Raw genomic sequence first — 4487 nt, 5'->3', positions numbered from 1 at the left:
GCGACATCGGCGTCGGCGGCCGCGAGATCGGCTACATGTTCGGCATGTACCGCAAGATCACCAACCGCCATGAGTCCGGCATCCTGACCGGCAAGGGCATCGGCTGGGGCGGCGCGCAGGTGCGCACCGAGGCCACCGGCTACGGCGCGGTCTTCTTCGTGCAGTCGATGCTGGCCGTCCACGGCCAGACCCTCGAGGGCAAGCGCGTCGCCGTCTCCGGCTCGGGCAACGTCGCGATCTACGCGATCGAGAAGGCCCAGCAGCTCGGCGCGCGCGCGATCACGGCATCCGACTCCTCCGGCTACGTCGTCGACGACGCCGGCATCGACCTGGGGCTGCTGCGTCAGATCAAGGAGGTCGAGCGCGGCCGCATCGTCGAGTACGCGAACCGCCGCCCCGGTGCCCGGTTCGTCGAGGGCGGGAACGTGTGGGAGGTGCCGGTCGACATCGCCGTGCCCTCGGCCACCCAGAACGAGCTGAACCTCGACTCCGCCCGGATGCTGATCGCCAACGGCGTGCGCGCCGTCGCCGAGGGCGCCAACATGCCCTCGACCCCGGAGGCCGTCGGCGCCTTCCAGGACTCGGACGTGCTGTTCGCGCCCGGCAAGGCCGCGAACGCCGGCGGCGTCGGCACCTCGGCGCTCGAGATGAGCCAGAACGCCTCGCGCCAGCGCTGGAACTTCGATCACAGCGAGCAGAAGCTGCGCGACATCATGACCGACATCCACGACGCGTCCTTCCGTGCCGCCGAGCGCTACGGCAATCCCGGCGACTACGTCGCGGGCGCCAACATCGCCGGCTTCGAGCGCGTCGCCGACGCGATGCTGGCCCAGGGCGTCATCTGACCCGACTGCCCGGCGCACCCGCCGAGCCACCGCGCAAACGCCGAGCCACCATGCGGATCACGTGATCCTGCCTGGTGGCTCGGTGTTTCGGTGGTGGCTCGGCGACCTCAGAGCTGGCGGTCGTCGGCGTGACGGGCCAGTGAGCTGGCGTAGCGCTCCGTGAGCTGCACCATCAGGTCGGGGGTGTCGCGGTCGACGCCGAAGACGTGACCCGGGAAGTCCAGGTCCGGCATGGCCTCCGCGATCTCGTCGGCCTGGTCGGGCGAGAACATCCGCACCGGATGGCCGGCCGCGATCCAGCCGATCGGCACCACCGTGCCCTCGGGGAGCACTGCACGCCGCTGCACGATCGCGTTCACCCGGATCTCGCAGTGCGAGCCGACCAGCGCCCCGTTGAACACGCGGGCGCCGGAGGCGAAGAACACCTCCTCGCCGACGGTGGCGCCGGCGATGCTGGCGAGAGTCCCCACCAGCGTGTGATCGCCGATGTGCACGGCGTTGGCGGCGGTCGCGCGGATGAGCGCGTTCTCCATCACGATGACGTGCTCGCCCAGCGTGATCGGTCCGCCCTCGGCGGTGATCACGGCGCCGTGCAGCACCTGGCAGTTCGGTCCGATCTCCACGTCGCCGGAGATCACAGCGGTCGGCGCCACGACGGCGGTGTCGTGGATGCGGGGCCGAGCCCCGAGGTGCTCGTACATCATGCGGCCAGACTAGTCCGGCCCGCGCACCCGGGCAGCACGGGATGGCGGCGGGTCCTTCGCCACGCCGCCGAGTCGTCGGTCCGAGGCCCGGTCAGGTGTCGGTGCGCCCCTTGCGGATGAACCCGAACACCAGCGTCGCCAGGAACAGCACGATGCCCAGGACCGCGAGCCAGAGCAGCCCCTTCACCACGAATCCGAGCACGGACATGCCCAGCCACAAGACGAGCAGCACGATCAGCAGAGTCCACATGCGCTCCAGCATCGCGGCGGCCGGTCGGGACGCACAGGGCGTTGACCAGGGCATCCACGTCCGCTACGGCGGTCCGTACGCCCGCAGCGGGACGTCGAGGGTTGCCGAGGATCCGGGGCGCGTCCCTGGCCGCCGGGTGCCCGGCGCTCAGCCCTCCGTCTGCGGGGCACCGAAGAGCGCGATGATCTCGTCGGCGCGGATGTCGTCGAGCGCGGCGTCGAAGCGACCGTCCGCGTCGAGCCGGCTGGCACCGTGCAGCGTGCTCCACAGCAGCTCGGCGCGCACCGCGCGGTGCTGCGGCGTGCCCCCGCCGCTGCGGCGTTCGCCGTCCTCGGCCTCGCCGTCATCTTCGGCGCGGACGTCGTCGGCCTGCTCGCCCAGCGCTCCGTCTACGCCGATCTCGACGACCGCGCCCTGGTGCAAGTGGTCGGTCGTGGCCACTACTACGCAGACCGCCGGATGCCGGGTGTCGGCATCCCCGCGACGATCCTCACCGCGGTCACGGCCACCGCCGCGTTCATCTGGGGCACGCCGCTCCTTGGCGTCCTCTCCGCGGCGGGGCTGGTGCTGCTCGTCACCTGGCTGCTCGTCTACGCCCGCATCGCCAAGCCGATCAACACCACGCTGACCGCGGCGGCTCTCGCCGACGAGGTGCCGGCGGATGCCCGATCCCTGCAGGCCCGCTGGGATGCGATCCTCCCGCTGCGCGTGACGCTCATCGCGGCGACTCTGCTCCTGCTGCTGAGCACGCTCGCCCTGCTGTGAGAACCGGTCCCGCCTCCGACAGGGTGCCGGCACGGAGATCGCCGGGCGCTTCGCGCGGAGGCGCTCAGCCCGCCGCATCCGTCAGCGTGCGCGGAGCACGGCCGGGAGCACGATGTGCACCTCGGGGATCATGCCGGGAGTCACCCGCTTGCGGAAGATCCAGTAGCTCCAGGCCTGGTAGAGCAGGATGACGGGCAGCGAGACGGCGGCGACCACGGTCATGACCCCCAGGGTGTACGGGCCGTTGGCGGCGTTCCAGACGGTGAGGTCGAAGGCGGCGTCCACGGTCGACGGCAGCACGAGCGGGAACATCCCCGCGAAGATCGCGGCGACGCCGAAGAGCCCGAACCCGGCGAAGCCGAGGAATGCGAAGCCCTCGCGACGGGCGCGTGCGGCGATCCAGCCGGCCACCGCCGCGACCACGGCCAGCGCGATGAACGTCCACGCCAGCGGAGTGCCGCCGTGCTCGATCTGCACGAGGATCGCCCACGCCGCCGCGGGCGCCAGGCACAGCGGCGCCCATCGCGCGGCGAAGCGTCCGGCGCGCTCGCGCACCGGACCATCGGCCTTGAGGCCGAGGAAGGTGGCGGAGTGCAGCAGCGCGAACCCGACGACGGCGAGACCGCCGAGCACCGCGGGGAGGGTCAGCCACACGAACGGCCCGCCGACACGGTCGCCGTTGGCATCCAGCGGCAGGCCGGTCGAGGTCAGCGCCAGGGCCGCACCGACGCAGAACGCGACGATCAGCGAGCCGAGGCCGATCATCCAGGTCCAGATCGTGCGCCAGCGCTCGGTGTGCAGCTTGCCCCGGTACTCGATGCCGACGGCACGGATGATCAGCCCGACCAGGGTGATCGTCAGCGGCACGTAGAGGGTCGAGAACAGTGCCGCGTACCAGGCGGGGAAGGCGGCGAACATCGCGGCGCCGGCGGTGATCAGCCACACCTCGTTGCCATCCCACACCGGCCCGATGGTGTTGAGCATGACGCGACGATCGCGCTCGGAGCGGGTGGAGAAGATCATGTGCATGCCGACACCGAGGTCGAAGCCCTCGAGCAGCAGGTAGCCGGTCCAGAGCACGGCGATCGCGATGAACCAGACGATGGGGAGCGGTTCCATTTTCCTTGTTCCTCTCAGCGCTCAGTACGCGAACGCGAGCACGTCGTCGCGGTGGTCACCGGACGGGTGGTCGTCGTCGGAGTCGGATGCCCGGCTGGCGAGCTCGGGCATGGATGCCGCGACCCCTCCGCGGATGTACTTGACCATCAGCACCAGCTCGATCACGAGCATGATCCCGTAGACCGCACTGAGCGTGATCACCGAGAACAGCAGCTCTCCGGCCGTGACTCCCGGCGAGACGGCCGCCGCCGTGAACATGTACACCCCGTCGACGCCGGTGGGGTTGGGTGCCACGACGAACGGCTGCCGTCCCAGCTCGGTGAAGATCCAGCCTGCGATGTTCGCCGCGAACGGGGCGACGATGCCCAACAGCGCCAGGCGCATGATCCACGGCGAGCGGGGCACGGTGCCCTTGCGGGTCAGCCACAGCGCCACCAGCCCGCCGAGCGCCACGACGCCGCCCAGGCCGATCATGAGGCGGAAGCCCCAGTAGGTGACCCACATCACCGGCACGTACTGCACGTCGCTGCCGGCCAGGTCGCCGTAGATCGCCTCGTCCGGGATGGTCTTGCCGTACTGGTCGACGTAGTGCGTCTCGAGGTCGCGGATGCCGGGCATGTCGGCACCCCACTCCCCCGTGCCCAGGAAGCCCAGTGCCCCGGGGACCGCGATCAGGGTGATGACGTCACCGCAGTCCTTCGATCCGGGATCGCCGAGCGAGAGCACCGAGAAGTCCGAGCCGGTGTGGCAGGCGGCTTCCGCGGCGGCCATCTTCATGGGCTGCTGCTCGTACATGAGCTTGCC

Annotated in this window: 5 protein-coding genes and 2 pseudogenes (1 of these 7 running past the window's edge); 2 read left to right on the top strand and 5 right to left on the bottom strand. The window is 70.7% G+C overall.

The features are described from left to right. Window positions 1-845, top strand: a pseudogene (locus BGN97_RS11050) (glutamate dehydrogenase); the annotation flags it as partial. Between the two features lie 107 nt (window positions 846-952). On the opposite strand, the gene BGN97_RS11045 reads toward BGN97_RS11050, so the two are convergent. From BGN97_RS11045 to BGN97_RS11035, 3 genes are all read right to left on the bottom strand, one after another. Next, complete coding sequence (locus BGN97_RS11045) at window positions 953-1549, bottom strand: gamma carbonic anhydrase family protein (protein WP_292701281.1); 597 nt, start codon at window positions 1547-1549, stop codon at window positions 953-955. Between the two features lie 91 nt (window positions 1550-1640). Beyond that, the gene (locus BGN97_RS11040) at window positions 1641-1799 is read right to left on the bottom strand and encodes a hypothetical protein (protein WP_292701279.1); all 159 of its coding nucleotides are present in this window, start codon (window positions 1797-1799) and stop codon (window positions 1641-1643) included. 147 nt (window positions 1800-1946) lie between these two features. Then, window positions 1947-2084, bottom strand: a complete 138-nt coding sequence (locus BGN97_RS11035; protein WP_292701277.1) for a hypothetical protein — start codon at window positions 2082-2084, stop codon at window positions 1947-1949. 6 nt (window positions 2085-2090) lie between these two features. Between BGN97_RS11035 and BGN97_RS11030 the strand changes: the two genes are divergently transcribed. Further along, entirely contained in the window at window positions 2091-2564 is a 474-nt protein-coding gene (locus BGN97_RS11030; RefSeq protein WP_292701276.1) for a DUF1772 domain-containing protein, read from the top strand. Window positions 2565-2645: 81 nt separating this feature from the next. Here the strand turns inward: BGN97_RS11030 and cydB are convergent, their stop codons facing one another. Continuing rightward, complete coding sequence (cydB, locus tag BGN97_RS11025) at window positions 2646-3683, bottom strand: cytochrome d ubiquinol oxidase subunit II (protein WP_292701274.1); 1038 nt, start codon at window positions 3681-3683, stop codon at window positions 2646-2648. A 21-nt stretch (window positions 3684-3704) separates the two neighbouring features. Continuing rightward, a pseudogene (locus BGN97_RS11020) lies at window positions 3705-4487 on the bottom strand (cytochrome ubiquinol oxidase subunit I); it runs 785 nt beyond the window's last position.

The organism is Microbacterium sp. 69-10 (assembly GCF_001897945.1).
Taxonomy (GTDB): domain Bacteria; phylum Actinomycetota; class Actinomycetes; order Actinomycetales; family Microbacteriaceae; genus Microbacterium.
Note: the sequence above shows the minus strand (reverse complement) of the source record. Positions and strands in the feature narration are given on the sequence as shown.